1 protein-coding gene is annotated in these 1,480 nt (G+C 39.3%); it reads right to left on the minus strand.

Features of this window, described 5'->3' with window-relative positions:
• Nucleotides 1-61: 61 nt before the first annotated feature.
• The gene (locus V7659_RS31415) at nucleotides 62-1,252 is read right to left on the minus strand and encodes an acetyl-CoA C-acetyltransferase (RefSeq protein WP_335543895.1); all 1,191 of its coding nucleotides are present in this window, start codon (nucleotides 1,250-1,252) and stop codon (nucleotides 62-64) included.
• Nucleotides 1,253-1,480 lie beyond the last annotated feature (228 nt).

Consider the following 1,480-nt stretch of genomic DNA (forward strand, 5'->3'; position numbering starts at 1 on the left):
ATAAAAAAAGGAATGTTTTTCAGTGCCCTAAGTTTACCTTCCAGCCATTTTTTATTCCTTCTTACTTAATATTTTCAATGATGGTTGCTACACCTTGTCCTCCACCAATACATAATGTAGCTAAACCATATTGGTTTTCTCTTTTCTTCATTTCATGAATTAAAGACACCAAAATTCTTGCTCCACTTGCACCGATTGGGTGGCCAAGTGCAATCGCACCGCCATTTACATTTAGTTTTTCTTTACTAAAATGAAGCTCGCGATCCACTGCAATTGATTGAGCAGCAAATGCCTCATTGGCTTCAATTAAGTCAATGTCCTCTAAGGATAAAGAAGCTGATTTAAGCGCTTTTTTCACAGCTGGAACAGGACCGATTCCCATAATACTTGGATCTACCCCCGCTGAAGCATTCGCTTTAATTGTTACGAGAGGAGTAACTCCTAATTCCTCTGCCTTTTTACGGCTCATCACAACAAATGCTGCAGCACCGTCGTTAATGCCTGAAGCATTCGCCGCAGTAACGGTTCCATCCTTTTTAAAAGCTGGACGAAGTTTACCTAAACCTTCTGCAGTTGTTCCAAAACGAGGGAACTCATCTTGGCTGAATAATGTCACTTGTCCTTTACGGCCAGGTACTTCTACAGGGACAATTTCATCAGCAAAACGATTTGATTCAATCGCTGCTTGAGCTTTTTGCTGACTCCATGCCGCAAATTCATCCTGTTCTGCACGTGAGATTTCATATTTTTCCGCAAGATTTTCAGCTGTGATTCCCATATGATAGTTATTTTCCGCACACCATAAACCGTCTTGAATCATGCTGTCTAACATTTTCTGATCGCCCATTTTGAATCCATTGCGTCCGCCTTTTAACAGATATGGAGCTTGACTCATACTCTCCATTCCACCTGCTACAACAATTTCAGACTCCCCAGCAAGAATGGCTTGTGTTGCTAAGTGAACAGCTTTCAAGCCTGATCCACAGACCTTATTAATTGTCATAGCTGGTGACTCTTGAGGAACACCTGCAGCTAGGGAAGCTTGTCTTGCCGGATTTTGGCCAGACCCTGCTTGTAGAACATTCCCCATAATAACTTCATCCACATCATTTGGAGAAATTCCAGCTTTTTCAATAGCTGCTTTAATTACAGTAGTACCTAACTGAGTAGCTGATACATTTTCTAAACTTCCTAAGAAACTACCAATTGCTGTTCTGACGGCACTTACGATGACAACTTCATTTACGCTCATTCTGATCTCCTCCAAAAGTGATTTATGTATTCAAATAATAATCCCTCACAAATTTTACTACATTTTGCCGCACCTTTTGTTACAAACTATTCGACAAATTCAGAGTTATTTATCACTTTGGATTAAACTTCCTTGATCCACATCCCTATTAAACTCTTTTACTAATTAGTTGAAAAATCAATGAATGGTTAAGGGGAATCTGTATAAATAAAATTAATAAACCAAAAT

It is taken from the genome of Neobacillus drentensis (assembly GCF_036966985.1).
Classification (GTDB): Bacteria; Bacillota; Bacilli; order Bacillales; family Cytobacillaceae; genus Neobacillus; species Neobacillus drentensis_E.